This window comes from Candidatus Villigracilis sp. (assembly GCF_057083605.1).
This window is the reverse complement of the sequence record NZ_JBXMTI010000069.1, coordinates 1-26,635: the sequence shown is the minus strand read 5'-3', so window position 1 is coordinate 26,635 and position 26,635 is coordinate 1. Positions and strand designations below refer to the sequence as shown.

Below are 26,635 nucleotides of genomic sequence, written 5' to 3'. Positions count from 1 at the left end.
GACGGTGGAGGCAGGGGATCCCGATCCGCTGGATAATACGGTCACCTTGACCTGTTCACCGGAAGGCTTCCCCAACGTGCTGGAGGCGACTGACAGTCACTCGGTCAATCTATTCCAGCCGGCGGTTACGTTTGACAAGTCAGGCGACGCCAGCCTGTCCAAGGAAGGCGACACTGTCAACTACACTCTGACATTGAACAACACCAGTTCAGCGGACACCCCGAACCTGACCTGCAACATTTCGGACCCAACATTGGGGATCGACAAGAATGTAAATCTTGCTTCAGGTGAGAGCGATGTAACCCAGCAACCTCAGGTCATGCCAGCCACACCCGATCCGTATGTGAATACGGCGAGTGTGACCTGTAATGTGGATGGTTTCGGCAACACGCTCACAGCGTCCGATTTCTGGACAGTTAACCTCTTCCAGCCGGCAGTCGCGGCGGATAAGACAGGGGACGAACTGGGCAAGATTGGCGATGATGTGAACTACACTATCACACTCTCCAACAACAGTTCCGATGACACCCCGGCTATGAACTGCACGGCAAGTGACTCGCTCTTAGGCACCGTGTTTAGTGGCGTGTTGCCACTGGGTGACACCGTACTCACTCCATCTCGCACGGTCCTGGAAAGCGATCCCGATCCATTAGTAAACACGGTTACTCTCACTTGCTCGCCGGAAGGTTTCCCCAACGTGCTGGAGGCTAGCGACAGCCATACCACAGAGTTATTCCAACCAGGCGTTGAAGTCATCAAGACCGGTCCCGCCACCTCCGTCAAGGGAGCAACGATCACCTACGACTTCACCATCAACAACCTTAGCTCGGCTGACAGCCCAGACTTGATCCTGGTCAGTGTGACGGATGATGTAATCGGCGACTTGACAGCCATTGCCTCGGCAGCAGGCTGCGATATCCTCGCTGCCGGCGGCTCATGCAACTTCACGGCTGACTATCTCGTCCCGGCTGATGCTCCAAATCCGTTGGTGAATGTCGTGACCGTACATTACAACCCTGAAGGATTCACAAACGACATCACAGATGACGACGATCACTCAGTTACCTTCCCTGTTCAGGGTTGCACGCCAGGCTGGTGGAAGAACCAGGGCCTTGGTGCCTACGACGATCCAAGTGATGCGCTGGCAACAGCCGTCACAACTGCAGTTGCAGATTACTGGTACGGTGGGGTAGCGCCCGCAGGCTTCGACGGAACCCATGATGCATTATTCAGGGATGCGTTCAACCTGACCGAAGCGGAGATGACAGCTGTCGGCCTTGACCCGGGCCTCACCCTGCTCGGAGCAATTGAGCTGGGTGGCGGTAACTTCGATGCCCTGGCACGCCAAGGTACGGCCGCACTGTTGAACTCAGTATCCGTTGACTATCCGTACGATGCGGACCAAGTTTTGCAAGATGTGCATGATGCAATCGTGAACCAGGACCTGGACGATCTGATCAACCTCTTCGATGCAGCGAACAACCTGGACCACTCATCGTGTCCTTCGAGCTAAAGAGGGTAGCGTAATGTGGTATGACCGGTAGCCAGTCATAACGGCACCTGACATCCTCCACAGTCTGGTGAGCGGCTGGAAGTACCCGGCAGAACCAGGCAACTATCTGGCCGCTCCCATAGTTCTTTCCTCGCTGGCATGTTTCTTGCGGCTTGGACTAGCTTGAATAAGGCGGTAGGGTCAAACCCCACCGCCTCTCTTGTTGCTCGAAGAAATTATAGAAGGAACTTACCCAAAGTCTTATGAAAACCAAATCCTTTTTCTTCTCACTCGTTTTGATCCTGCTGATTACAGCCGCCTGTAAGAGTGACAAACTAGGCATAGATTCAATCGCTACACCTACGTCCCCGGAGCCGGGTCCGGCCAAGGTCACTTCCGCTAGTGGCACATACTTCGCCATCAACGAAGTGGGACTCGGGCCAAGCGGCTTTGTAGCGCTCACCAACTTTACCGATGTGCCGGCCAGCTTGGACGGTCTGTACTTGTGTCAGGGTTTTGAGTGTTTCGAATTGCCGGATGTGGTTGTAGAGGCAGGAGAGACAGTGCGCATCGCGGTCGGGGATGGAGTTGGACATGAGAATGTAGTTGCCACCGATGCCACGCTGGGCGAGATGAGCCCGTCCGATGGAGAGATTGCGCTGTTGGCATCAAAAGAGTTTGACGATCCCCAAGCGGTGTTGGTCTATTTCCAGTGGGGATCAACTCCTCATGATTTGACACAGCTCGCAATCGATGCTGGACTCTGGGTGGAAGGCGGATATGGTCCCAGTTCGCAAAATGCCACTCGCCTATTCAAGGTTGCGGAAAGCGGGCTTTGGCTTTTTGAAGAACCATAGAACTTCCGTTAATAAGCTGGAAGTCAGTTCTGTTTTCTTCAAGTAATGTCCCGTTGATAGACCCTGTGTTTCTTATAAAAATCGATCCCGAAATTTTCCATGTCTCTTTGCATGGCTTCATTCTCCACGCCGATCTGCACAACTTCGGCATGTTTGAACTGACCAGACTCGCGCACGGATTTGAAGATTTCACTGTATAAAATTGCCGTGCCGCCTGAACCTCGATATTCAGGGAGCAGACCTGCGCCGTTGATGTTAAGCCAGTCTGTGTGCTTGAGCTCGCGTAGAAGAGTCAGCCAGCCGAGGGGGAATAAGCGTCCGCGAGTTTTTTGCAGCGCAGCAGAGATATCTGGATAGGCAAACAGAAAGCCGACGGGTTCATCATTTTTCATGACGATCTTGATTAATTTCGGATCGGCGAACCAGAGAAGTTGATTCGCGAGCGAGTCCACTTCTTCATCTGTCAGCGGAGTGTTGCCCGATGTGCCGCCCAGGGAATTGTTGTAAAGCTGTTTAATTTGTGGAATAAGGGCGCACAGGTCTGCACGAGTTTTGTAGCGTGCGATGTGAAGTCCGCGGCGGTGGGCGATGCGATTTGCAAGTTCATGAATGCGCTCTGGGAATTGTATGTTCGTGCCGAGATAACCAGAGACAGCTTCGCTGTAATTTTCAAAGCCTTGCGCTTCTATCAAATCCACATAATAAGCTGGGTTGTAGGGAAGCCCAAATGCGGGGCGATGCTTGAAACCTTTGACCAAGAGGCCGAAGCCGTCCATTGGAGTGTATCCCTTTGGGCCAATGATCTTCGTCAACCCACGGGAGCGTGCCCAATCAAAGGCAGCGGTGAATAAGCCCGTTGCAGCTTCTAGATTATTTTCACATTCAAAGAGATAAAAGAATGCAGTGGACTCATTGTTGAATTCGTTATAGTGACGATTATCCAAAACCGCGAGGCGGCCAATTGGGGGAGTCTCTTTGTCTACGGGACTATTTTGCTTGTAAGCGAGAAAATATTCAGCTTGGGAATGTTTATAGTATGGGAACCGCTTTCGGTTAAGTCTGAGGCGTTCGTCCATTTGCAGGGGCGGCACCCATTGAGGAATATCCTTGTAAATGGAAAAAGGCAAACGGAGGAAATCATCCATTTGCCTTTTGTTATTGAGATCGAGTTGGATGATGTGCATCGAAAATGTTGGGGCACAGCGATGTTGTTGACAGAGATAGTTTACCCAGATTTCGCTGTGCCCCTACGGGGTCACATTGATTTTGCGCGTTCCGCCATTTGTGCTCTCAGGTCTTTTGTATCTTTATCGATGGTGAAAATTGCGCCGAGGTAGAAGAAGAAACATAATATCCAGGCTACGGTGCAGATGAGCAAGATGGCGGTTTTCAGGTCAAACGCGTCGGCGATGATGCCGGTGATAATGGGTGCAAAGGCCGCACCTGCATTTTCAATAAAGTATTCCGAGGCCTGTGCTGTTGAGCGGACTTCTGGCACGGTGATGTCGTATACGGTTGCGATAACGTTGGCAGAGGACAGCGGCATGAAGATGGCGGTGAGACACATGAAGATAAAGAATTGAGTCTTCGCTTCGATGGGCGTGGTGATTGCCAGATACATGAAGAGTGCGCCCATCAAAACGCCAATGCTTGAAACAATGATGCGTCCCTTGTTAGTGCGTTTGAAGGCAAAGTCGCCAAGCGCGCCGCCGACGAAGTATCCGCTGGCGAGGATGAGTATAACGGGCGCCATGGTGAATAGAATGCCGTTGGCATCGTAGCCTCGTTCTTTTTCAAGATAGGCAAAGAAGAAAAAGGTGATCACGTTCCACGGGAAGACGCCCGCAAAGCCCTGCAGAAAAACAAACCACATGGTTTTCTTTTTGAATATCTCTTTGGCCTCAGCCCATGAGAATTTGAAGGTCTGCATTTCGGCCATATCTTCAAATTCGGGTTCGGCCTTGCCGCGCGGCATTTCCTTTACACCAAAGTAAATCAATATAGCGATGACCAACCCCAGCGAGCCGGTGATGTAAAACACGGAACGCCAGCCGCCAATGGCAGGTGCGACGATCAACGCCAGGATCATGCCAACCAGATATCCAAGCGGCTGTGCAAGTTGCAGAATGCCGTAAATTTTTCCGCGCAGGTTGGGGCCAAAATAATCGGCGATCAAAGTATACAGGCCGGGGTAGGATGAATCGTCGATGCCGGTGGATGCGCGTGTGGTGAGAAAGCCGCCAAAGGTTTTTACAATGGCATTCAACCAGGTGGTGGAGCCCCAGATCAATGAAGCGAAGGCAAGTAATTTTGTGCGCGAGAAGCGGTCATATAAATATCCCCAGATTGGGTAAAGAATTGTTGCCACGATCAAAGCACCCGAGTTCACCAATCCCCATTGCGTGTTGTCAATGTCGAAATCATTGCTGATCTGTACTTGCAATGAACCGATCATCAATTTATCGGTCTGGTGCAAAAGCATAAAGAAGAAGAACACAACGACAACAAACCAGCGATAACGTGAATGTTCCTTGGGCATGGTGACCTCTTATAAATGGGGATGCGGAAGTTTATAACAAAAAGATGTTGAAGTCAATCAAAACGAAACAATCTCCCGGGCGAGAGATTGTTGTGAAGGTTGAAGGATGTTCGCGAGTTAATCCTCTTCCGAAATGATTTCCTGCGCGAGTTTCTTTAGTTCATCCGAATTGGTCAATTTTGCGGCATCGAAATATTGCTCCAACAAATCCAGCGGGCTCAAACTGCTGACCACCTGTCCTTCAGCGATTCGTACTCGCGATTTGATCTGCGGTTTTTTAACAAGATGAAATTCAAACGTACCCTCGGTATGTTTTCGCAGGGCAGATTCATCGATCAACGAATCCCATTCTCTTGGATATTCCACCGAAAGTCTCACAATCGCCTCAAGCATTTCCCTCGGATTGGGCAATGCGTCTTTAAGAGCCTCGGTCACGTTCTCGCTGGACTTTAGAACTGTTCGGCAATCTATGAACTTTCTCACCGCTGTAAGTTGGACCCACTCCACCTTGGTATCTCCGTGCGCTACATCCACAATTACGAAGAAGCGCTCTTCCTTCGCTTCGCCAAAATCCACGCGCTCGATGGAGCCAGGGTAAACGACTGGCGGCTGATAACCTTCATTTACATCCTGCGGTTTGTGAATATGACCCATTGCCACATAACTAAATTTTTGATTCTTCACCAAACTGCCTGAAAGCACGAGATCATTACCAAGCATCACGAGTCTTTCGCCACCAAACTTTGCACCTTCAATGGATGCATGTGCTGTGAGAATAATTGGCAGGGATGGGTCAGCTTCTTCAACCCATCTTTCAATCAAATCCCCGATATTTGCCTCAATACGTGAAAATGCTTCTGTTGAATTAGTCTCGCCTGTAACTGCCATCAACCCCGAACGAGCGATCCAGGGCATACCGATTACTTGGACGGGCAGATCCCATAAGTCAGCGGGCTTGAGAAAACAGGGTTCATCCACCACGCGCAAAAAAGGGACTTGTAACGTTTTGAATTCCTGCAAAGCATGGGCACGCCCTGAGGCAGGAGAAATATCATGATTGCCAACCAATAACAAAGTTGGGATCTTCGCCAGTGACAGCCGCATCATGCGTTTGCCCCACTCGCGCTGGAAAGTTGGGACTGGGGAGCGGTCTCTGTAGGCATCCCCCGCAAAGATGACCATGTCCACTTTTTGGGAGATTGCGGCATCCACGATCGTATCGAGGGACTTAAGAAAGTCCAACACACGGACGGGCAATCCCGTTTCAGGGTCATGCCTGCCGTAGTTAGCCATGTCTATGTGGGCGTCAGCGAAGTGAAGTAGTTTCATAGTTGAATAGTTTAGTAGTTGGATAGTTGTGTTAGGTTGGTAGTTTAGATTTTCGTAAGTATCCAATCATGCCATTGATAAGGCGTTTGGATTCGGTTGCGAAGTTGTACGCTTTAACCAATTCATCCTGACTGATGTATTTTCGATCAAGGGCCAAATATAACTCTGATTGTACTTCGCTGGCAGAGCGTCTTGCCATCTTGAGAAAGCGAATGAATTCAGGGTTTGTCCCAGCATCAAACCCCTCAGCGATATTGTGCATGACTGAACCAGCCGCGTCTTGAATCTGACCAATCAGACGAAAGTCCTTTGAAAATTTTGGAAGCAGAGTCAGATCGTAAATTAAGTTCGTGAGTTGACGAGCCTTTTGCCAACTTTGCAAATCTTCAAACCGTTCAATCTTTGCCATGAAGATATCATCCTTTTTCAATAATACTCAATTATTCAACTACTGAACTACTCAACTATCCAACTAACTAAGGTTGTAACCCTAAATCCTGAAGTGCTTGCACCGCAGGCCCCCAGTTTACGTGGACTCTCAACGCTGCGCGGTAATCATCCACTGCGGCCTGGGTGTTGCCTGCCTGATAGTAGGCACGTCCGCGCCAGAGCAGAGACTCTTCAAGCGTTGGTGTAGAGATCGTGTCATTCAAAGTGGTGTTCGCCAGGTTGATCACATCCTGATAACGGGCTGAGTAATAGTAGGCAAAGTATGGGCCAGTTTGATACCACATCATGCGGAATGGACGATTCCCAAGGTCTATGTTCCAGGATGCATAGGAACGGAACGCCTGGTCATAGGCCGTGCCAGCATCCACATATTGTTGCAATGCCACATGGCTTGTGCCTTTGTTAAACCATGCAAAGAATAAGTCATTGCCGCTCAGGGTCTCGATTTCATTTTCAGCCAGATCAAGCGCGTGTTGTGATGCCCAATTTTCATCAGCCCAGGGCCCGAGCAATTTCAGTACTTCTGCTTCACGGCCTGCGGGATAAATAACCATGAAAAGATAATTGAAGGAACGCCAGCCATCCTGATAATCTTTAAATTTACTCAAAAGATCCTTGCCCGGTTTGAGATAGGCATCCTGTACGATGAATCCGCCGCGCGCATCGTCATAGCCTGTGGTGAAAAGGTAATGCCCAAGCCAGTCCACTTTTCCAGCATAGTCGCGTTCGTAATAGCCTTTCTCCACCACGACTGGGAAGCCTGCGGCGATCAATCTCTTGACAAGCGCTTCATCGCCGCCGTAACGGGAGAGGGCGCGATATTCCGTATTCTCGTTGACGAAGTCCACAAGCTCATAAGGCATTACATTCTTATCAGGCAGGCCTTGTTGAATAAAATCCTTGCTTGGGTCACCTGAACCGGGTTTGACCACTTTGGCAACATCGTCACGATTTCCCTTCCAGCCCCAAAAGTTAAGCGCCATTGTTAAATTGGCGGGGCCGCAGTAATTCCAACGGTTGTGCTGGTCAACGTATTTAACGCCCGGCAGGATAACCGAAGCAGGCAAGGGCGTGGATGTGATCGTGGGCGTGAGGCTAGGGCCAGCCTTCGGTGTAGCAGTCCCCGATATGGATGTTGTCGCTTGAGGTGTCATTGTCAATAAATATTCGGCGCGGGCTGTGGCAATGGCGGTTTCAATGGTGAGAGGATTCTGCCCGCTCGGTTCGAAGACGGCTTCATTAGGCGGGTTGAAGAAGTAGACGATCCTTGTGCGCAGGAGCTCTACACGAGTTGACAAGCGATCATGAACCGGGGGGAGATTGTAAATTCCGATGGCAAGCAAAAGCGCCAGTGGAATTAACCAATATTTGTTTATTTTTCTAATTCTTTCCATGCGAAAGATTATATAACAAAAAGACCCTAAAGGTTTCAAAAACCTTTAGGGTCTAATTTATTATTTATTATTCTTTCACTTCGCCTTCAATTACATCGCCATCATCTGATGTGGACGGGCCGCCTTCGGGCTGCGCTTGTCCCTGTGCATATAACTGCTGGCTCAATGCATGGAAAGCCTGTTGAACTGCTTCGGATGCTTTCTGAATGCGGGAAACATCCTCGCCTTGTGCGGCAGATTTGAGATCGCCGATCTTGCTTTCGATCTCGCTGCGTTCGGCAGAGGGGACTTTGTCGCCCAGGTCGCGCAACGCTTTCTCGGTTTGGTATACAAGGCTGTCAGCCGTGTTTTTCACATCGATCAACTCGCGGCGTTTCTTGTCTTCCGCTTCGTGGACGCGAGCCTCTTGCATCATGCGGTCAATATCACTCTTGTTCAGGTTTGTTGAAGCAGTGATCGTAACCTTTTGCTCTTTGCCAGTAGCTTTATCTTTTGCGGTCACATGCAGAATGCCGTTTGCGTCGATATCAAAAGTCACTTCCACTTGAGGAATGCCGCGCGGAGCCGGTGGGATTCCATCCAATCGGAATCTGCCGAGGCTCATGTTGTCACCAGCCATGGGGCGTTCGCCTTGCAGGACGTGGATGTCAACAGCCGTCTGGTTGTCAGCCGCTGTGGAATAGGTCTCGGTCTTGCGAACGGGGATGGTTGTATTGCGTTCGATCATCTTGGTCATCACGCTGCCCATCGTTTCCACACCAAGGGAAAGGGGAGTGACATCCAGCAACAGGATATCCTTCACCTCACCGCCAAGCACGCCGCCCTGAATGGCTGCGCCAATTGCAACTACTTCATCCGGGTTGACGCCCTTGTTTGGCTCTTTGCCGTTCGTTAACTTGCGCACCAGATCCTGCACCATCGGCATACGTGTCGCACCGCCGACGAGTACCACTTCATCGAGTTTGTCCGCGGATAAGCCTGCATCTTTGAGTGCGGCTTCAAATGGCTGACGGCAACGCGCAAGCAGGTCGCTGGTCATCTGCTCGAATTTAGCGCGGGTAAGTTTTAACTGTAAATGCTTCGGGCCGTTTGCATCTGCTGTAATGTATGGCAGGTTGATCTCGGTTTCCATGACTGTGGAAAGCTCGATCTTGGCTTTCTCTGCGGCTTCGCGCAGGCGTTGTAATGCCTGCTTATCGGCCCGCAGGTCAATGCCCTGATCCTTCTTGAATTGATCCGCGGCCCAGTTGGTGACTATCTGATCCCAGTCATCGCCACCGAGGTGGGTATCGCCATGTGTCGATTTGACTTCGATCACGCCTTCGCCTACTTCAAGGACAGAGACGTCAAACGTACCACCGCCGAGGTCGAAGACTAAAATTGTTTCATTATTTTTCTTGTCGAGACCATAGGCCAGAGCGGAGGATGTTGGTTCATTGATGATGCGCAAGACTTCCAGCCCCGCAATCCTGCCGGCATCTTTTGTGGCCTGGCGCTGGCTGTCGTTGAAATAGGCAGGGACAGTGATGACTGCCTGGGTGACAGGCTCTCCCAAATATGCTTCAGCATCTGATTTGAGCTTGCCCAATATCATGGCGCTGATCTCTTGTGGAGAATATTCCTTCCCTGTAACAGGGATTTTGACGCGCACATCGTTGGACGGCCCTTCGACGACTTGATATGGAACCATGGCGCGTTCGACGCTGGTCTCTTCAAAGTGTCGTCCCATGAAACGCTTGATGGAATAAACAGTATTATCTGAGTTTATGACACCTTGTCGTTTCGCGGTTTGCCCGACCATACGTTCACCGTTCTTGTTGAATGCAACAATGGATGGACACAGGCGTCCGCCTTCTGCCGTTGTAATGACGGTGGGTGTACCACCTTCCATAACAGCAACAACAGAGTTGGTCGTGCCAAGGTCAATGCCAATAATTTTTCCCATGTTAGAACTCCTTACTAATGGTTTTCATTGCCTATATTAAGCGACCCGTGCAAGAATCCTGTTAACAACACGTAGGTTTTTGATCAAAAAAAACCGCCCGGATGGGGCGGTCTGGATTATTTATTGTTCGTCTACTTTTACCCACTCGAAGATTGCTGTCATTGGGGCCTCTTTAAAGGAAGAGGCAGTGATGCCGATATTGCCCTCGGTGAGCCCATAGTTGGTGACATCCAGCCGCCGCAGCAAGGTCTCGTTGACGTATAAATTCAGGAGATTTTCCTGGCAGGAAAGGCCGATCTCGTAGTTGATGTTTCCTGCATTAAGGTGGCTGCTTCCAGCTGTGGTGATGGGAATATATTTTGCAATGCTGGGAGCGAGCCATTGCCCAAGTAACAAGTTGTATGTCCCATCGCTATCCACGTTGAACTCGAACCATCCCTTTGATTCGTCATAACGACAGATCAAGCCCATGGAACCTGTGGAGTTGGCCGAAATTTTTGCGCGCACAAAGACATTCGAATAAGTATTTGCATGATGAATTCCGAGATGCCAGGTATCAGGTGAAGGGATGTCGATACGGAGCGTGCCGTTCTCGAAAGCGGTGAGAGGGGCATCTATTCCGCCTGTTTGAAGGAATTCCCAGAAAGGTGAGGCAGTGTCAAATTCATCGGTGAAATAAAGCGGCGGTGGGATTGGAGGTTGTGTAGCGGTTGGGGCGGGGGTAAGAGTTACTGTCGCTGTGGCAGGCTGGGGCGGAGTCTGAAGCGCGGTAGTTGGTGTGGATTCAGGCGTGAGTGTGGAAGAAACACCCTGGCAGGCGGTGATGAGGATGAAACATCCAATAAGGAATTTTTTCATGACGCCTTTTATAACACAATTGCCCGGCATAAAGTGCCGGGCAATTGGATTTGGATGCCGTTCTTTGTGATGCAATTAATCACAGTTTGGAACACCCAGAAAACAGGGCATTTGGTCTATCAGTGCGCCGGTCCACACCCATGCAATTAAGACCAGAAAAACAACTCTAAGCAAAAGATTAATGGGATTTGCCGTGATGCTGGTTTCCCGCTCGTACATTTCGCACAATTGGCATCAGGATGATGATGAATGCCACTGGCAAGAGCCACATAATGACAAATAATAGGACGGGAAAACCTTCGTTGAAATTTTGCCTGTTTACTACTTCCATGACCATAAACGGAAGCACGATGATAAAGCTGACGAGCGCTGGCGATCTGAAGTTTGTGAGAAAGCTTTTCATAGGGAGGCCTTGTCCTCTTCAAAAAATCGCTTTAATAATAACCCTTAATCGAGAAAGACCGGCAGTTGAGCTGCCGGTCTTTCTGCCAGGTGGAGATGGCGGGAATTGAACCCGCGTCCGAAAGATTCGACCCTCGGAAATCTACGAGCGTAGCCTGCCGAAGTTAGTCATCACAGAGATCTCGGCGGGCAGGTAACTCTGTGACCATCTGCTGGTCTTTCGCACGATTAGCAGAATCACGTGCGGCACTCTACCTTTGTTTCGCCCGATCCGTCACCCGGTAGAGGACGGTGCCGGCGGACGTGACATCCGAAGATGTCAACTGTTACGCACTCACCTTAGGCGGCGAGAGACATAGCAGCGTATGAAGTGCGGTTGGCACTTAAAGGTTGCACTGAGTTATCGAGATCGGTGCGCGCTCGGCTCGCATTCCGGAACCAGCCTCTCCCGTCGAAGCCTGTCATCCCCATAGACGGGGACCTTTCTTATGAATGGCAGGTGTCCCGATGCGCCATCATTATAGCATGGCGATATTAATGAAGTGTAAGAACTTGTCCGTTATAATCGTTTGTGCTAGACTCTCTTTTAATACGAAGAGGAAAAATGGCTGAAAAAATCCTGATAATTGACGACGATGTGGATACATTAAGGCTTGTCGGATTGATGCTGCAGAGACAGGGCTATCAGATCAGCGCGGCTTCGAATGGTTCACAAGGTCTAACAAAAGCATTGGAAGAGCGCCCGGATCTGATCTTATTGGATGTGATGATGCCGGATATGGATGGATATGAAGTTGCGCGGCGTTTGCGAAAAAACCCAGCAACAGTATCCGTCCCTATTTTGATGTTTACAGCCAAGACACAACTGGACGACAAAGTGACAGGGTTCGAGGTGGGGGCAGATGATTATTTAACAAAGCCGACACACCCCACTGAACTCCAGGCACATGTAAAAGCTTTGCTTGCGCGAACTGTGTCCAAGGATGCAGGCGAGATCACCACTGCTTCGCATGAGCATCATGGATATGTAATCGGCGTACTGGCTGCGCGCGGTGGGCTGGGGGTTTCTTCTCTGGCTGCCAATTTGGCGGCAGGTCTGTTTACCAAATCACAATCGGATGTGATCCTGGCCGAGCTTACGCCGGGGCAGGGCACACTCGGCATGGATTTGGGTGCACCGAACCAAAAGGGTTTGACTGAAATTTTGCAAGGTAGTATGCCTGAAGTAACCCGTGAAAAAGTGCAAGCAGCACTTGTGCCGCATAACTCCGGGATCAAACTTTTACTTGCATCTGAGAATCCGCGTGACGTGACTTTGACTTCACAAGTTCAGAATTATGAAATTCTCGTATCGCGCCTTGCAACGCTGGCCCGCTTCGTTGTTCTGGACCTTGGAGTTGGCCTGCCGACCTTTGTGCAGAAGCTTCTCCCGTTGTGCAGCGAACGCATTGTAGTTGTGGAAGGTGTTCCAGCCACCATTCAACATACCAAATTTTTGATCGATGAAATCACTGGCCTGAAAATCGACCGCAAGACCATCAGCGTGGTGTTGAATAACCGTCAGCGGTCTGAGGCTCAAATGCCGCTAATGCAGGTGCAGGAGAAGCTGGGTCATTCGGTCTCCGCTACACTTACACCTGCACCGGAATTATTCCTGCAAGCTGCGCGCCTGCAAACTCCGGCGGTGCTGGCTCAACCTACGAACATGACCTCACAGCAATTCCTAAAAATAGCACTTTCGATAATTGAGCGCGAAAAGGCGCGATGATCTCCTTCCCCTCCCAGACGCAGACCAACATCGAGTTTGCCGCAGATTTGTTCCGCCAATCCAGACATGCGGTAGTTTTGACGGGCGCTGGGATTTCAACTCCATCAGGGATACCCGATTTTCGTTCCACAGGAACAGGATTATGGTCGAAGGATGAACCGTTGGAAGCAGCTTCATTGAATACTTTTCGCACAAGGCCGGAGCGCTTCTTCGAATGGTTCCGTCCGCTGGCGAGTCAAATATTTAATGCGCTTCCAAACCCTGCACATCAGGCACTGGCTGAGTTGGAAAGAACGGGATGTGTCAAATCCATCATCACCCAAAATATTGATACGCTCCATCAAAAAGCCGGTTCGAAAAATGTAATTGAAATGCACGGAACAATGCAAACTTTAACCTGCTCACAGTGTTATCATCAGGTGCAGGCTGAGGCTTACCTGGCTTCATTTGTAGAGCGTGGCATTCTGCCTGCCTGCCCGAAATGCGGCCAACTGTTGAAGCCGGATGTGATACTTTTCGGCGAACAACTGCCTCAAGCGGCATGGTTCAAGGCTCAAAGGGATGCGCGTCAATGTGATTTGATGCTGGTCGCAGGGTCATCATTGGAAGTTTTGCCTGTGGCCGGGTTACCCATGCAGGCACTGGATCGCGGAGCACACTTGATTATTATTAATAACACCCCCACTTATTTAAATGTCCGCGCGGATGTGGCGATCCTGGATGACGTGGCAACGATCATCCCTGCGATCACGGAAAGAGTGTTAAATGGCTGAAATAAAAACCGAGCGATTGGATGGCTACCGTCGTCTAATTGACATCGCACGGGACCTCGCTTCCACCCTTGACCTGGATATTCTGCTCTCGCGAATTGTTCATGCCGCGGCTGAGATCAGCGGCTCGGAGGCAGCATCCATATTATTGTATGACGATACCTCCCGCCAGTTATATTTTCAGGTATCTACTAATATGGATGAATCCACGAGACGAGGCTTGCTAGTCCCATTGGATGGCAGTATCGCAGGCTGGATCGTCAACAATCGTAAACCTGTCCGCATCATGAACGCCCATGATGATCCACGCTTTTTCCCAAATGTTGAAACCACTACTGGGTTTTCCACAGAGTCGCTCCTCGGGATCCCGTTGGTGACAAAGAATAAGATCGTGGGGGTTTTGGAGGCGTTGAACAAGCACAGAGGCAAGTTTACAGATACAGACGAATCCATGCTCTTGGTTTTGGGAGCACAAGCTGCTGTTGCAATTGAGAACGCACGTTTATTCCAACAATCGGATTTGATCTCGGAGTTCGTACACGAATTGCGCACGCCTCTCTCTTCGCTTAGCACTGCCACGTATTTGCTATTACGTCCTGAGATGTCGCAGGATCAACGTGACCAGATCATTAATAATATCCATAATGAGACCATGCGATTAAATGCCCTGGCCTCATCCTTTCTGGATCTGGCGCGACTTGAATCGGGCCGTGTTCAATTCCGCAAGACCACGTTCAGTATCGCCGACCTCATGTATGAGTGCAAGGATATTATGTCGTCCAAAGCCATGGAGGATAATATTCAACTTCGCGTGGAATCGCCAGAGCAACTCCCCCTGCTCGAAGCTGACCGCGATAAATTAAAGCAGGTGATATTGAATTTGTTGAGCAATGCCATAAAATACAACCGCCCCAATGGGACCGTGATGCTGCGAGCAGAAGTGATGGATAATGAACTAGTGATATACATTCAGGATACAGGCGTGGGTATTCCAGATGAGTCCATTCCGCATTTGTTCGAGAAGTTCTTTCGTGTGCGCGAGCATGAAACCCGCGCATCCGGTACAGGGTTGGGGTTATCCATTTGCAAGCAGATTATTTATGGACACGGCGGACGCATGGAAGTGAAAAGCAAGATCGGTGTAGGAACGGTGTTCATGGTCTACCTGCCAAGATCAACCAAAACACAACCTCGCGAAGATGAAAAAAGTGAAGCCAAAAAGCCGAATAAAAAATAGTGATTTGACTTTTTAGCCCGAAGATTGTACACTAGACAAAATTATTTTTTTCGATAATGTATCTGGAGGAAGAAGATGGCACAGTTCCAATTCGTTATGAGGTCAGGCCCAACCCCAGGCGTGACCTTCCCTCTTGATGGGGATCAACTCACTATTGGGCGTGATTCGTCCAACGGCGTCGCGATCAATGATGCTGAGGTCTCGCGCAGGCACTCACGGCTTTCTTTTCAAGGCGGAAAATATGTGATCGAAGATCTGGGCTCCACCAACGGCACATTTGTAAACGGACAGCGCCTGGCTGGCCCGGTTGTGCTAAAGGCTGGAGATGTTGTCTCGTTGGGTGAGCAAATTGTTCTCATGTATGATGCGATCAACATGGATCCCGGTGCTACCATGGCCGCGCCTCGCAGGTCGGCCCGAGTAGAACCACCTCCTGTACAAGCTTCTGCCCCGCCCTATGCATCAACCGCTGCACAACCTTCATACGCACCGTCTGCGGCTCCTTCTGCTGGCAGGAAGACCAACATGACCCCGATCTTCATTGGCGGTGGAGTTTTCCTCTTCATCTGCCTGTGCGCCTCCTTCTTCTGGTGGGTGGATGCGACCTTCCGTTGGTGTGTTTTCTTCCCATTCCTGTCTGGTTGTTAATCAAAACTCACTTACGCCCCGTGAGCCCGGCTCGCGGGGCGTTTTGTTTTTCAAAGGAAGAACTGTTGTGTGTTGTAAAATCGATTATCTTTGATAGAATTAAAATTGAAACTACCTCAACTATGCAAATAGAAAAATGGAACGGTCATCATGTCTGAAACTCAAAACCATTTATCCCCAACCTGGGGCACAAATACAAAACTGGTGATTGCCCTCACCATCGTTGTGATCATCGGCGCATTGCTGGTCAAATTCCAGTTTATTATCAGTCCTCTGTTGATCGCCCTGGTATTGGCATACCTGTTCCATCCCGTGGCAGATTTTTTTCAGAGACGCTTGCATTTCTCCTGGAATGCCTCCGTTGCCGTTATCTATCTTTTTATTATCATCCTCTTGCTTGGTCTGCTTACGCTCGGCGGTGTGGGATTGGTACAGCAGATCCAAAGTCTGGTCATTATCCTGCAAGATGCGCTGAGATCACTGCCTGAACTGATTGAAAATATTTCAGGGCAGGTATATCAGTTTGGCCCATTCAAGCTTGATTTCCGCTCATTGGATTTGAACGACCTTAGCTCTCAAGTACTTGGCATGGTACAGCCCTTGCTAAGCCGCACCGGCACATTGCTTGGAACCGTGGCAGGTAGTGCGGCCAACTTCCTCGGTTGGATATTGTTCGTGATCCTCGTCTCATACTTTGTGCTGGTCGAAAGTGGCGGCCTGCGAAACCGCATTATTGCGGTGGAGATCCCCGGTTATGCACAGGATCTGGGCCGCCTTAGCCGGGAACTCGGGCGTATTTGGAATGCATTCTTACGTGGGCAGATCATCATCTTCTTCCTGGCCGTCATTGTATATAGTATTGTGCTCAGCGTATTAGGCTTGCATTACGCCATCGGTCTTGCGTTCCTGGCGGGGCTTGCGCGTTTTGTCCCCTACGTTGGCCCTGCCATCAATTGGGCAATACTGGTGCTTGTGGCATATTTTCAAGCCTATAAATTGTTCGATCTTTCGCCCTTCTATTACACACTGCTCGTTTTGGGCATCGCACTTTTTATCGACCAGATCTTCGATAATATTATTTCGCCCCGCATCCTATCAGACGCGCTCAAAGTTCACCCCGCCGCAGTCCTGGTAGCGGCCATCATCGCCGCAAACTTGTTTGGAATTCTCGGTGTAGTCGTGGCAGCTCCCATCCTTGCCACCGCCACGCTCTTATGGAAATACACCATGCGGAAGATGCTGGATCTTGACCCCTGGCCCGAGGCGGAGCTGCATCAACCGCTTCCTCCTCCGGGGTCACGTATACTCGTTTCGATCCGCCGCTTCTTTCGTAACCTGTTCCTGAAACTAAAAAACGGAAAATGAATCTCCCCGATTCATTGTTCTATAAACCAAATCCACCAAGGAGAATAACATGAGCAACAATAACAGCGAACCCCGCACCGGCACCATCGCAGAGACCGAAAACTTCCTGGCTTGGAAAGCCGAAGAACCCGATGGTGAAGTTACCTATCATATTGAATTGAACAATGTCACTGTCCATTTCTTTGAGGAAGAATGGACTGAATTTCTGCTGCTTGCCCGAGAATTACTAAAATAACCCTTCCTGTTCGTAAATGGTGTTGATTTTGTCATTGAGCCCGGGTATTAAGTTTGGATTCGCGCAAAATAATAATCTGAATTATGCAGATAAACCACAGTCTCTTCATACAACAGAGATATGGTTTATCTTATTTTTTTAAAATTGACATCTTGCATGAATATTTGTAGGGCGGGTTTGTAACCCGCCAAAACTCAGATTTCAAAGAGGCGTCAGGCTGCAAGCCTGACCTACATGCGACTTTTGCAAGAGCCTAATTGATCTCTGAAGCTGAGGATATGTGTCAGCAACAACTCTCATTACTCTTAGAAGAATTGCCTTGAGCGCAGCGGCTGGGTTTTCAATATCCACTGCCATGGCTTTGCAGTTCTTTAATGATGTCGATTATTCATCTCTTGACCGATTTTTTCTCATCTTCATTCCTGCTGTTTCCATAATCATCTGTGCCTATTATTTGCTGCCCTTTTTGGAAAGATCGTTTATTCAGGCAAAATTAAACGCCAGAATAATTCTTTTTATCTGCGCCTTGCTTTCTGTTTCTATTGCTGTGATTTCGATGCACGCGGCGTCGACGCTGCTCTTGTTCACAGCAGGCATTGCTTTATTTTCCATTTTTTTCTCTACCATCATTCCTTCTGCTGCCTACGTCCAAAAAATCATGGACATGGGGCTTTTCGCCCGCCAGTTTTTTGGGTGGCTGGTTTCCACGATTGTCATTTTCATACTCCTTGGATTCCTTGATAATTTTTACAGTAAGCCTTTTGAAGTTATCGGCTTGACTCTGGTGTTTCAATTATTGATTGGGCAGGCAGGGTATTTTTTTGTGGGAAGAATTAAACAATTCTTGAGCAAGGGATTTTCAGATTTTGTAATGGTCCTGGCTTTGTTCTTACTGCTTCTTGTGTTTGCAGCATCGATATTTGGCATGGGCAGGCAATTCCCGAATTTATTTTCCCCCGATATTTTTACTCTAAAAGGAAACCTGTTTTCTATTTTTTTGATTACCAGCACGCTTTCATTCCCTTGGCAGTCGTGGATATTATACAAATCAAAGTCAACACATCTTTATGCTGGATTGAAGGAAACAAGGATCTATAGTTTTGTAGATGCAAACATAGCGGGGATTCTGCTCGCCCTGGCTTTCTTCTCAATCTATCTCCTCATCGCATCCATGCTTAATAACCCGCACTTTGATGTCGACGATGTCTTTTTCGATGCGGATGTCCTGAACTGGAGGCTGCGCTTCACAACCGATAACTGGCAGGATTACTACTGGCGCTCTGTACATCCATTTGTTTTGCTTCTGCTCAAGCCACCCATTGACCTGGTCGCCATGTTGCTAAGGGGTGACAAATTGTTTGGAGCTTATGTTGTCGTCGCATTTGGCGGAGCGTTATGTGTTTTTCTCGCCTGGAAGATCATAGAGAGAATTACGCAAAGCCCAACATATGCTTTATTAATCGCATCTGTGCTGGGTTTGTCGGCTTCACACCTTATTTTCGGTTCGTTAGTTGAGACTTATATTTTTTTGGCTGCCAGCTTGCTGCTATTCTATTTGCTGTTGGTTGAGGATAAACCTTTTCCAGCGCTGGTGCTTGCGGGGCTTGCTTCCATCGGTATTACCTATATAAATTTTTCTCAAAATGTGATTGCTTTCTTTACCCTTAAGCCAAATATCAAATTGATCTTTCGTTACGTTGCAACTGTCCTGGTGTTCTTTGTTCTATTAAGTTTGATGAACAACCTGATTTACCCTGGCGCTCATCCATTTTTCTTCATCCCGTCTGCTCTGCTGGCTGAAGAACAGAATATTTTCCCTCTAAACATGCTGCGGATTCAGGCTCTGGTAAGGGCATTTTTATTTCATAATGTGGTTGCCCCAACTCCCATTTTGTATACTGGCGACATCCCCTTTACCCAATTTCGATTCTTCAAGCCCGAGATCAACGAACTCAGTGGATACGATACATTATTTCAAACATTCACCGTAGGGTTTTGGCTGGGTTTGATCCTGCTGGGCATTACCGCTTTTTTTATAAATTACAAAAAATATGAATCCAACAGGCTGTCTCTGGCTTTGTTCGGATGCATGTTGTTAAATCTTGGTCTACACCTTAGGTATGGAAAAGAATTATTCCTGTATTCCCCCAATTGGACTTATGCGCTGATTCTCCTGCTGGCTTTAGCGTGGCAGAAACTTGCGAGTTACAGATGGTTCCAGATCACATTGTTGATTTTCCTGGCCATCCTCGCGATTAACAATGGCTTGTTGTTGAATACGATTTTTGGCGTATTGGAATCCGCCTTTAATTGATCGTACTATTATTTGGGTAGGAAAACCAAAAATTTCTCAAACTTCTTATCCTTATATTCAACTTCAGAAACAGGTGGCTGCTCTTTTAATGTAAGGACGTAAACAGCATTCGGGTCACCAGCACAATCTGAGAGTCTGAAACGGTAATTCTTGAGCGCGCGCGGAGTCCGGGCAGGGTCAGCGGGGTCGAGCGGATCGATCCACTCAAGCTGGTCAACGTACTCGGAGGGGTGATATCGCTGGGTTAGCAGGACATAGATATATAAGGAATACCTTTGCTCGGTGAAACAGATCAGCGAATTGCTGTTTTCGGTTGCATAATCGATGGCTGGGATAATGCCTTCATTGAATATACCGCTTGCTCGCTTCTCGTATTCATCGCCATGATAGGCTTGGTTAAAAAAGATAAAACTAATTGAGAGAACAAAAACTGTCAGCGGCAGAGTCAATGGAATGCGCTGAGCCAGCTTCACGGTCAGGAAAGCGATGCAAAGCAGAAGGGGTGTGAAGATCAAGTTGATGCGAGTCAAATTGACTGGATGCAAGATCCCGATTATCAACGAAGCGATCATCCATGAAAATAAAAGCCAGCGTTCAATTCTGTCTTCGTTAAACCTTTTGAAAGGGATGGTTAAGATGAAGCCAACCACCGCAAGGGGAAAAGTGTATTTATAGAAATATCCAAACGGGGCCACGAAGTTCCAGGGGAAAGCATCCTCCTGTGCCCAGAGCGCCTTTAGCATGATCGTCGTATTTTCCCATATGGCGTTCAACGGATTTCCGCCGAAAATAGCTGCCATGGTTTCGTAGCGCGCTTCCACAGGCAGGCGTGGAATGGTGACCATGCCCAAACTTAATGTATCTAATCGAAGAGTGTTTACCACAATGAACAATATGATTGGAACAGCAATCAACAAAAATATGCCCAGTCCCATACCTGCTTGTGATAATGATATTCGTTTCGAATAGATCAATGCTGGAATAACCAGTAAAAGGAAGACGGGAACACCGACGTAAGCTGTCCCATAGGCATAGAGACATAAAGAGAAAAATATGCAGGAGACAATAAACCACCAATTTTTAGTATCTGACATCACCAGGGCTGTGAACCCAATCAGGAAGAAAAATGGCATGATGTTTGATTCAACAGCCCAGCGTGAATTGACAATGTGCCAGGGTGAGATTGCCAGGAAGAACATCGCCAACAACGCGAATTTTTCCCCGAACAGGCGCTTGCCTGAAATGTAGACTAATGACAGGGCGAGTATGCCTGCGATCATCATCGGCAGGCGGACGGAAAACGCATTAATGCCTTGCAATGCCACGAACGGGATCAACATGTAAGCGTAGAGCGCGTTCTGCCCGCTGCCCCAGGAGATCAAATGGACAGGATAAGACAGCCCGTAGCGGTCAACGCCGTATTTGTAAAGATAATAAGCTTCCACACCAATGGAAGCTTCGTCTGGGTTCAAGCCTGGCGGCAGGGAGCCAAACTCCCATACACGGGCAAAGATGCCGATCAGCAGAATAATGGAAAACAGCAAGGTAGTTTTATATCTCGTAATGAGGCTGATAAATTTACTGAGGTTTTTATTCATGGTGTTATCTTGTGATTGACGGTATTACGGAAAATATAGGGTTCAATCTTTAGACCAACTCATATGTAACCGTCATTCCCGATAAAACCTACTATACCATCCATGATAGAATTTGGTAACGTTAGGGGTTCGGGAAAATAAATGATCCCATCCAATCGCTCGAATTATGTATTCAAGGATGCTTATATTGTGCGACACTTTGTAAACAAACGTTTCCTTCTTGCATGGACGCTTGGTATTCCGTGTAGTTATCTTGCAACGGCCTTTCTGGAGAATTTTTATAGCTCTGTTCTTGGGATACTCCTGGTATCACTGGTTATTCATTCCATTATTACACTGTCTGTTTCATTTGTATTGGGCAGGATAGTCGGCAAATTTCAATCCGGGCCAACAGACATGGCACTGTCTTTAACTCTGGCCGTCACGCTGGCTGCGTTTTTGACCCTGCTCGTCAATATGGCTTTGCGGTTTCCAAGTCTGTTTTACGCATTCATGTATCAACTCAAGCCTGAAATGCTGATCTATTTTTTGATCGGGCTTGTCACGGCAATTCCTGCATCCCTACGGGTTTCATCCATCATCCAAAAAGAGAATTTTCAGCAATCGCGAATCGTTTCATTCGTGCAAGCCAACCTGGGCGGATTACTGCTCGCATCGCTTTTCTTCCTTATTTATTTTCTGCTCGCCTCCATTTTCAATCAACCTACATTTAAATTCGATGATCTTTTCTTCGACACAGATAGCAGACTCTGGCGCTGGCGGTTTGCAATGGAAAACTACCGTGACTACTATGAGCGCCCAGTGCATCCCTTCGTATTGATCATCATCCGCCCCTTGGTGGCAGTAATCTCCCTCATCTTCAATGGAGATTCGCTTTATGCCACATTCGCGCTGGTTGCACTAACAGGCGCGCTTTGCGTCTTTCTTGTCTGGTATTTTGTGAAGAAAACCAGCGGCAACTCGCTTTATGCCCTTCTGATCGCATCCCTGTTTGGCGCGTCGACCACCCAGCTTGCATTTGCTTCGATCATTGAGACCTATATTTTTCTGGCCGCAGTGGCTTTGATCTTTATCGTATTTCTACTTAAGGATAGGCCGCTCTACGCGCTGGTCATTACGGGGCTGGCTGCCTTTGGGATCACGGTCTCGAATTTTGCGCAGACCGTGATCGCACATATTTTGATCAAGCGCGATATCAAACAATGGATCAAATACGGCTTGATCGTGGCGGCATTGGTTGTTCCTCTTAACCTGCTGAACAATTTTGTTTATCCCGATGCACATCCGTATTTTTGGGATCAGACCTCACTCGGATGGGAGGCTAAAAATGTTTTCCCTGTAACCTATCAGCGGGTCAATTATTTGGCGCGGGTGATGTTCCTGCACAGCTTTGTGGCCCCGGAGCCATTGCTATTGAAGGAGGATGTCCCTTTCATCAGGGTATGGATGTTCCGTGCTTCCATCAAAAAAGCGCCGATGCAAATCGCCCAATATGAGACTTGGTTTGAATCAGCCATGGCCTTTGCCTGGCTAGCATTCATGCTGCTGGGTGGTATGCTTTTCCTGAAGAACATTCGAAAACGGGATAACCGCTTTGCCTTCACCTTCATCCTGACGGTTATGTTTTACTTTGTGCTTCATGTGCAGTATGGAAAGGATGTATTCTTATATTCCACCAACTGGACATATGCCATTATGCTCTTCCTTGCGCTCGCGTGGCAGGAATTTTCAGGGAAGAGGTGGTTTCAAACGGCCCTGCTGGCCTTCATCGCACTTTTACTGGTTAACAATTCAAGGTTGATTCTATTTATGCTTACGGCCTCATATATCCATGTGCGGTAGAAATGCATAGATGAAACAAAACTCACCCACGAATTAATCTTTCGTGGGTGAGTTTTTATTTTAAGAGCAGATTGGGCAAGTGCAGATTAACGCGGATTCAAAAAAGAATTCGCGTTTCATATAGGTTGTGGGGTAAAAATTTTACTTTTTCCCGCCGTGCAACTCATCGCGCAGGATCAGGCTCATGACGACGCTGACAAAGCTGATCACCAGACTGCCGAGCAGGGCCTGCCAGAAATTATCCACTGTGAAGCTGATGCCAAAGGACTGTGCTATCGTGCTGGTGAGCAGAAGCAGGATGGTGTTGATCACGATGGTGAACAATCCCAATGTGAGCAGGATCAAAGGGCAGGTGAGAAATTTGAGCAGGGGGCGCAGCAGCGCATTGAGCAAACCAAAGATGAGCGCCAGCCATAGAATGCCCGTCCACTCGCCGATGAAATCGATGCCTGGCACGATCAGTACTGCCACATACAAAGCCACTGCGTTGATCGCCCAGCGAATTAAGAATCTTGTCATTCGTACTCCTTTTTGTAGTTATGTCATTGCGAGGAGCGTACTTTGCGACGAAGCAATCTCCTTATCGAGTTGGGGATTGCTCACCTGCACTGCGCCAAACGCAGTGCAGGTGCAAGTGTCGCAAGATGCGCTCGCAATGACGGAAATATATACTGAATACGAAAAATAGTTTAAGAAGTTGCCTGCATCCAGATCAGGGTGCGGATGGGTTTGAAACCCGCGGCTGTGATGGCGTCGTCAAACTGGCTGACTGGGAATTCCAGCGCGATGGTTGGATAGAGATGATATATCTCACGCCGCGCCTGTATCAGCAATGAAGTCAACGCTTCGGGGTCGGACCTTTCGCCTGCTGCGGCGAAAAGAGATTCGCCTCGCCCGTTGGGAATCCACGAGAGCGTGGCTTGTAGTTGGTCCTTCCGCACTGCCGCCCATTGACGGATGTTCATATCCACGAAAAGCAGGTAGAGCCAGTTCATTAAACCAGGCCGCAGCGAGTTGAAGTTCCAGTCGCGGTGCCAGGCTAAAAAGTCGGGGTAGAGGCGCGAAAGCCAGTTGAGTTGAGTCGGCCAAAAGTGTGGATGTCTGATCGTGAGTGCGATGTCCGTTTCCAATCCTTGAGCATGAAGGTCAGTGGATGCCTGCCAGGAGGTGCGCCGCGCGCGTTCGGTAAAGCCGAGTTTGTTGTAGAGGTCTATCGCTTCGGGGTTGTCATCGCGGACGTGAAGCCAGATGTCCTTTACTTTTTTTTCGCGTGCGTGCTGCATGGCGCGTTCGGTGAGGGCGCGGGCAATTCCCTTGTGGCGGTGTGACGGATGAACGGCCACGTTCGCAAGCAGATAAATGCGCTGCTTATTGTGTCGAAATGGGACGAGGCTGATGTTGCCGATGATGCGCCCGTCCTCCTCCCAGATGTAACCAGTGAGGGGAAGCGAGGTGGTTTCAGCGGTGCGGTTCGCCCATTTTATGAATGAGTTGTCACTACCCGCGCGGCGCATATCCTGCACATAGCGTTTGCCTTCACTGTCCATTGTGTTGGAGAAACACAATTCGATCAGGTCTGCCACGGCGGGCAGGTCTCGCAAGATGCTAAGCGGACGCAAATTGGGGTGGTGCTCTTCCCGCGCGGGGATGGTAATGGAAGATGCCATGCGTTAATTATAGTCGTGTTGTTGTATTTTGTTTTGCAGGGACGTATAATGCTGTTCATAGATGTTATGTGGAATGAGTCTGTGTAACGCCCCACACGGGGATTTTAAGGAATCACCCTGTATAAGACATAGTTGGGCAAACAAAATCAAAACTTCATGATCACACCAGATGAGCAGCGACTGATTGAAGACATTGGTCACCGGATTGACCTATATTCAACTGCGCTAATACGTATTGGTCCGGACTTAGTAAACCCTAAGACCGATTTATTCATCGGATGTGGCACGTTCGTTCTTATCGATGGGCAATTTGGCATTCTTACAGCCCAGCATGTCGCGGCTGAACTTACGTCACCATGTGAATTAGGACTTGTGCTCATGCACGATGCTCACCGATTTTCAATTAAGAGTAACCATTTTACCGTTTGCGAAATCGCAATCCCTGACAAACCTTCGGAAGGGCCCGACCTCGCTTTCATAGGCCTTTACGAACCCGATGTCAGCACGATTAGAGCTCACAAGCAGTTTGTAAACATTGCCGCGGAACGGGAAAGTGTTCTGAAAAACATTCTCCCGCTTAGTAGAGGCGCGTGGTTCATTTGGGGTATACCGGGTGAGCGCACAACAATCGAGCCACCCGAGGGCGAATTCAAACCAATTTTAGGTCTACATGGTCTATGTGCTGCTGGGTACGCTGCACATGAAACACAAGACGAAACGCACGACTACATTGACATTGAGGCTGAGTACTCAAAGGGCTTTGATGTCCCCAAAAGTTTTCGTGGATACAGTGGCGGGGGACTCTGGCAGGTCACCCTCGCAGGATCAAAAGATCAGCCGCCAACTCCCGTCGACTTTATTTTCTCAGGCGTGATCTTTTACCAAACTGAAGTTAAGGATCAGAAAAGATTTCTGCATTGCCATGGTCGGCGAAGTGTATATGAATTTGCCTTCACAAAAATCAAGAATAGGTGCACTTAACAAAGTATAGAGCAGATAGCTGGGGCCCTGCGCGATTTACAAGCATTTTCCTGGCTTCAACTTTTTTCTTGCTCCCAAGCAGAGTCCACGTCCGCCCCCCCGCCGAGGTCAACACAAACCGTTAGTTTTACGCGTTGAGAACGCAGAAAACAATAAGTCGGTGTCACAATGCTAACCCAAGTAATGCTCACGCGGATTCTCGTTGATGGTGGAATTCTCGCCGCTATCGCGGGAGTGGTTTTAGTAGGGATGTTGTATATTAATCCTCGTATTGCTTTATCGGATTATCCAGCCGATGTGAAAGCCGCAGTTCCACCTCGCACAAAGGCGGAGCTGCAAATGGGTATTCTCATCTCCGTCCCATTAATGCTTGTCTTTGTAGCCTTGCCGCTCTACTCTGTGTGGTTGGTCAAACAACAGAGTGGCGGTATCCTCACTTATGAAATGGCATTCGTAACCCTTTTTGGGGAATACTTCTTTGTCTCAATGTTTGACTTGCTCGTACTTGATATGTGGATGTTCTACACATGGACGCCGAAATTCCTTGTCTTGCCAGGTACAGAAGGTATGGCAGGATACAAGGATTATCGCCCGCATTTGAAAGCACAGTTGACAACAGGGAATCTCATATTGGTGGTATTCTCTGCATTGCTGGCGCTTTTCCCCTTTTATCTTTATTAGGATTTCTTAATCCAAAAGGGTTGTTATGATGAAATCAAAATTGGCTAAATTGCTTGATGAAATTAGATATGATGTTGATTTTGTGAAATCCCATACTTTACAACCCAAATGGTACAAGATATTAAAGGTTTTTATTTTAGTGGGATTCTTGGCAGGATATTCGTATTTATTTGGTATAGCCAAAACTCTTCTTTTCTTGGCTTGCTTTCTTATCCTGTGTACCCTTATTCATCTGACTTATCGTTCTAAAACCCGAAAATGGA

General features: G+C 48.5%; 24 protein-coding genes and 1 other RNA gene. 13 read left to right on the top strand and 12 right to left on the bottom strand.

The features are described from left to right. Window positions 1-1,513: hypothetical protein (locus tag AC14M5_RS10585; protein ID WP_484029630.1), on the top strand; the 1,513-nt coding region annotated here is incomplete at its 5' end. Between the two features lie 242 nt (window positions 1,514-1,755). Further along, a complete protein-coding gene (locus AC14M5_RS10580; protein WP_484029629.1) occupies window positions 1,756-2,349 on the top strand; it encodes a lamin tail domain-containing protein in 594 nt (197 codons plus the stop codon). A 38-nt stretch (window positions 2,350-2,387) separates the two neighbouring features. On the opposite strand, the gene AC14M5_RS10575 is transcribed toward AC14M5_RS10580, so the two are convergent. The 9 genes from AC14M5_RS10575 to ssrA form a co-directional block, all read right to left on the bottom strand. Beyond that, the gene (locus AC14M5_RS10575) at window positions 2,388-3,494 is read right to left on the bottom strand and encodes a hypothetical protein (protein ID WP_484029628.1); all 1,107 of its coding nucleotides are present in this window, start codon (window positions 3,492-3,494) and stop codon (window positions 2,388-2,390) included. A gap of 110 nt (window positions 3,495-3,604) precedes the next feature. Next, entirely contained in the window at window positions 3,605-4,888 is a 1,284-nt protein-coding gene (locus AC14M5_RS10570; RefSeq protein ID WP_484029627.1) for a spinster family MFS transporter, read from the bottom strand. A gap of 117 nt (window positions 4,889-5,005) precedes the next feature. After that, complete coding sequence (locus AC14M5_RS10565; RefSeq protein ID WP_484029626.1) at window positions 5,006-6,217, bottom strand: metallophosphoesterase family protein; 1,212 nt, start codon at window positions 6,215-6,217, stop codon at window positions 5,006-5,008. A 31-nt stretch (window positions 6,218-6,248) separates the two neighbouring features. After that, on the bottom strand, window positions 6,249-6,626 hold the full coding sequence (locus tag AC14M5_RS10560) for a four helix bundle protein (protein WP_484029625.1): 378 nt from the start codon (window positions 6,624-6,626) through the stop codon (window positions 6,249-6,251). A 67-nt stretch (window positions 6,627-6,693) separates the two neighbouring features. Further along, a complete protein-coding gene (locus AC14M5_RS10555; protein WP_484029624.1) occupies window positions 6,694-8,061 on the bottom strand; it encodes a C39 family peptidase in 1,368 nt (455 codons plus the stop codon). 67 nt (window positions 8,062-8,128) lie between these two features. Continuing rightward, a complete protein-coding gene (gene dnaK, locus AC14M5_RS10550; RefSeq protein ID WP_484029623.1) occupies window positions 8,129-10,006 on the bottom strand; it encodes a molecular chaperone DnaK in 1,878 nt (625 codons plus the stop codon). A gap of 120 nt (window positions 10,007-10,126) precedes the next feature. Further along, entirely contained in the window at window positions 10,127-10,864 is a 738-nt protein-coding gene (locus AC14M5_RS10545) for a hypothetical protein (protein WP_484029622.1), read from the bottom strand. Between the two features lie 178 nt (window positions 10,865-11,042). Then, window positions 11,043-11,267, bottom strand: coding sequence for a hypothetical protein (locus AC14M5_RS10540; RefSeq protein WP_484029621.1), 225 nt, complete (start codon window positions 11,265-11,267; stop codon window positions 11,043-11,045). An 87-nt stretch (window positions 11,268-11,354) separates the two neighbouring features. Then, window positions 11,355-11,735: a transfer-messenger RNA gene (ssrA, locus tag AC14M5_RS10535) on the bottom strand. Window positions 11,736-11,870: 135 nt separating this feature from the next. Here ssrA and AC14M5_RS10530 point away from each other — a divergent pair. From AC14M5_RS10530 to AC14M5_RS10500, 7 genes are all read left to right on the top strand, one after another. Next, complete coding sequence (locus AC14M5_RS10530; protein ID WP_484029620.1) at window positions 11,871-13,034, top strand: CpaE/TadZ family protein; 1,164 nt, start codon at window positions 11,871-11,873, stop codon at window positions 13,032-13,034. Continuing rightward, complete coding sequence (locus tag AC14M5_RS10525) at window positions 13,031-13,807, top strand: SIR2 family NAD-dependent protein deacylase (RefSeq protein ID WP_484029619.1); 777 nt, start codon at window positions 13,031-13,033, stop codon at window positions 13,805-13,807. The genes AC14M5_RS10530 and AC14M5_RS10525 overlap by 4 nt, the downstream gene beginning before the upstream one ends. Continuing rightward, on the top strand, window positions 13,800-15,041 hold the full coding sequence (locus AC14M5_RS10520) for a sensor histidine kinase (protein ID WP_484029618.1): 1,242 nt from the start codon (window positions 13,800-13,802) through the stop codon (window positions 15,039-15,041). The genes AC14M5_RS10525 and AC14M5_RS10520 overlap by 8 nt, the downstream gene beginning before the upstream one ends. A 75-nt stretch (window positions 15,042-15,116) precedes the next feature. Further along, on the top strand, window positions 15,117-15,689 hold the full coding sequence (locus AC14M5_RS10515) for an FHA domain-containing protein (RefSeq protein WP_484029617.1): 573 nt from the start codon (window positions 15,117-15,119) through the stop codon (window positions 15,687-15,689). A gap of 150 nt (window positions 15,690-15,839) precedes the next feature. Continuing rightward, window positions 15,840-17,054 carry an AI-2E family transporter gene (locus AC14M5_RS10510; protein WP_484029616.1) on the top strand — a complete coding sequence of 405 codons (1,215 nt, stop codon included), beginning with the start codon at window positions 15,840-15,842 and terminating at the stop codon, window positions 17,052-17,054. A gap of 49 nt (window positions 17,055-17,103) precedes the next feature. After that, complete coding sequence (locus tag AC14M5_RS10505; RefSeq protein ID WP_484029615.1) at window positions 17,104-17,289, top strand: hypothetical protein; 186 nt, start codon at window positions 17,104-17,106, stop codon at window positions 17,287-17,289. A gap of 280 nt (window positions 17,290-17,569) precedes the next feature. Then, a complete protein-coding gene (locus AC14M5_RS10500) occupies window positions 17,570-19,603 on the top strand; it encodes a hypothetical protein (RefSeq protein ID WP_484029614.1) in 2,034 nt (677 codons plus the stop codon). 8 nt (window positions 19,604-19,611) lie between these two features. Here the strand turns inward: AC14M5_RS10500 and AC14M5_RS10495 are convergent, their stop codons facing one another. Beyond that, window positions 19,612-21,201 (bottom strand): ArnT family glycosyltransferase, encoded by a 1,590-nt coding sequence (locus AC14M5_RS10495; protein ID WP_484029613.1) that lies wholly within the window; start codon window positions 21,199-21,201, stop codon window positions 19,612-19,614. 141 nt (window positions 21,202-21,342) lie between these two features. On the opposite strand from AC14M5_RS10495, the gene AC14M5_RS10490 reads away from it, so the two are divergent. Beyond that, entirely contained in the window at window positions 21,343-23,043 is a 1,701-nt protein-coding gene (locus AC14M5_RS10490) for a hypothetical protein (protein WP_484029612.1), read from the top strand. A gap of 141 nt (window positions 23,044-23,184) precedes the next feature. Here AC14M5_RS10490 and AC14M5_RS10485 read toward each other — a convergent pair whose 3' ends face one another. Together AC14M5_RS10485 and AC14M5_RS10480 are read right to left on the bottom strand one after the other, a co-directional pair. Continuing rightward, window positions 23,185-23,562, bottom strand: coding sequence for a phage holin family protein (locus AC14M5_RS10485; protein ID WP_484029611.1), 378 nt, complete (start codon window positions 23,560-23,562; stop codon window positions 23,185-23,187). 170 nt (window positions 23,563-23,732) lie between these two features. Beyond that, window positions 23,733-24,710 (bottom strand): GNAT family N-acetyltransferase, encoded by a 978-nt coding sequence (locus AC14M5_RS10480; RefSeq protein WP_484029610.1) that lies wholly within the window; start codon window positions 24,708-24,710, stop codon window positions 23,733-23,735. A 132-nt stretch (window positions 24,711-24,842) separates the two neighbouring features. Between AC14M5_RS10480 and AC14M5_RS10475 the strand changes: the two genes are divergently transcribed. The 3 genes from AC14M5_RS10475 to AC14M5_RS10465 all read left to right on the top strand — a co-directional run. Continuing rightward, a complete protein-coding gene (locus tag AC14M5_RS10475; RefSeq protein ID WP_484029609.1) occupies window positions 24,843-25,691 on the top strand; it encodes a hypothetical protein in 849 nt (282 codons plus the stop codon). A 168-nt stretch (window positions 25,692-25,859) separates the two neighbouring features. Next, window positions 25,860-26,372, top strand: coding sequence for a hypothetical protein (locus tag AC14M5_RS10470; RefSeq protein WP_484029608.1), 513 nt, complete (start codon window positions 25,860-25,862; stop codon window positions 26,370-26,372). Between the two features lie 25 nt (window positions 26,373-26,397). Next, window positions 26,398-26,635 (top strand): hypothetical protein (locus AC14M5_RS10465; RefSeq protein WP_484029607.1); only part of this gene is annotated, 238 nt, incomplete at its 3' end.

Bases quoted from the DNA above. Each gene is read 5' to 3' on its own strand.
- AC14M5_RS10580 (WP_484029629.1), top strand. From the start codon at position 1,756: ATGAAAACCAAATCCTTTTTCTTCTCACTCGTTTTGATCCTGCTGATT.
- AC14M5_RS10575 (WP_484029628.1), bottom strand. From the start codon at position 3,494: ATGGATGATTTCCTCCGTTTGCCTTTTTCCATTTACAAGGATATTCCT.
- AC14M5_RS10570 (WP_484029627.1), bottom strand. From the start codon at position 4,888: ATGCCCAAGGAACATTCACGTTATCGCTGGTTTGTTGTCGTTGTGTTC.
- AC14M5_RS10565 (WP_484029626.1), bottom strand. From the start codon at position 6,217: ATGAAACTACTTCACTTCGCTGACGCCCACATAGACATGGCTAACTAC.
- AC14M5_RS10560 (WP_484029625.1), bottom strand. From the start codon at position 6,626: ATGGCAAAGATTGAACGGTTTGAAGATTTGCAAAGTTGGCAAAAGGCT.
- AC14M5_RS10555 (WP_484029624.1), bottom strand. From the start codon at position 8,061: ATGGAAAGAATTAGAAAAATAAACAAATATTGGTTAATTCCACTGGCG.
- dnaK (WP_484029623.1), bottom strand. From the start codon at position 10,006: ATGGGAAAAATTATTGGCATTGACCTTGGCACGACCAACTCTGTTGTT.
- AC14M5_RS10545 (WP_484029622.1), bottom strand. From the start codon at position 10,864: ATGAAAAAATTCCTTATTGGATGTTTCATCCTCATCACCGCCTGCCAG.
- AC14M5_RS10540 (WP_484029621.1), bottom strand. From the start codon at position 11,267: ATGAAAAGCTTTCTCACAAACTTCAGATCGCCAGCGCTCGTCAGCTTT.
- AC14M5_RS10530 (WP_484029620.1), top strand. From the start codon at position 11,871: ATGGCTGAAAAAATCCTGATAATTGACGACGATGTGGATACATTAAGG.
- AC14M5_RS10525 (WP_484029619.1), top strand. From the start codon at position 13,031: ATGATCTCCTTCCCCTCCCAGACGCAGACCAACATCGAGTTTGCCGCA.
- AC14M5_RS10520 (WP_484029618.1), top strand. From the start codon at position 13,800: ATGGCTGAAATAAAAACCGAGCGATTGGATGGCTACCGTCGTCTAATT.
- AC14M5_RS10515 (WP_484029617.1), top strand. From the start codon at position 15,117: ATGGCACAGTTCCAATTCGTTATGAGGTCAGGCCCAACCCCAGGCGTG.
- AC14M5_RS10510 (WP_484029616.1), top strand. From the start codon at position 15,840: ATGTCTGAAACTCAAAACCATTTATCCCCAACCTGGGGCACAAATACA.
- AC14M5_RS10505 (WP_484029615.1), top strand. From the start codon at position 17,104: ATGAGCAACAATAACAGCGAACCCCGCACCGGCACCATCGCAGAGACC.
- AC14M5_RS10495 (WP_484029613.1), bottom strand. From the start codon at position 21,201: ATGAATAAAAACCTCAGTAAATTTATCAGCCTCATTACGAGATATAAA.
- AC14M5_RS10490 (WP_484029612.1), top strand. From the start codon at position 21,343: ATGATCCCATCCAATCGCTCGAATTATGTATTCAAGGATGCTTATATT.
- AC14M5_RS10485 (WP_484029611.1), bottom strand. From the start codon at position 23,562: ATGACAAGATTCTTAATTCGCTGGGCGATCAACGCAGTGGCTTTGTAT.
- AC14M5_RS10480 (WP_484029610.1), bottom strand. From the start codon at position 24,710: ATGGCATCTTCCATTACCATCCCCGCGCGGGAAGAGCACCACCCCAAT.
- AC14M5_RS10470 (WP_484029608.1), top strand. From the start codon at position 25,860: ATGCTAACCCAAGTAATGCTCACGCGGATTCTCGTTGATGGTGGAATT.